Raw genomic sequence first — 436 nt, forward strand, 5'->3', positions numbered from 1 at the left:
GCTTTGCGGTCCCTATATGCGCACACCGCCGTCATCGCCGGTGGACGCAAGAAGGATGGCCGATGGTTCGATTTCTGCTGGCGCTGATGCTGCTCGTCGCCCCAGCCGCGGCGCATGCGACGGATGCCGGCTGGGCACTGTTGCGTGACGGCGGCCATATCGTGCTGCTGCGCCATGCCATGGTCACCGGCACCGCCGATCCAGCCAATTTCGACATCGCCCAATGCCCGACCCAGCTCAACCTCTCGGCGCGCGGCCAGCAACAGGCAAGCCGGATCGGCGCTTTATTCGCTGCCCGTGCCGCGCCCATCGAGCGCGTGCTCTCCAGCCGTTACTGCCGCTGCCTCGACACCGCCCGCATCGCTTTCGAGGCTGAGCCGGAGCCCTTCGCGCCGCTCGACCTCCTGAAGACCGACCCTGCGGCAAAGGCCGCGCA

Annotated in this window: 1 protein-coding gene; it reads left to right on the forward strand. The window is 67.7% G+C overall.

From position 1 onward, the window contains the following. Positions 1–62: 62 nt before the first annotated feature. Positions 63–436 (forward strand): histidine phosphatase family protein (locus tag EN742_RS37395; protein ID WP_128334011.1); only part of this gene is annotated, 374 nt, incomplete at its 3' end.

This window comes from Mesorhizobium sp. M4A.F.Ca.ET.020.02.1.1, assembly GCF_004022645.1.
Taxonomy (GTDB): Bacteria; Pseudomonadota; Alphaproteobacteria; order Rhizobiales; family Rhizobiaceae; genus Mesorhizobium.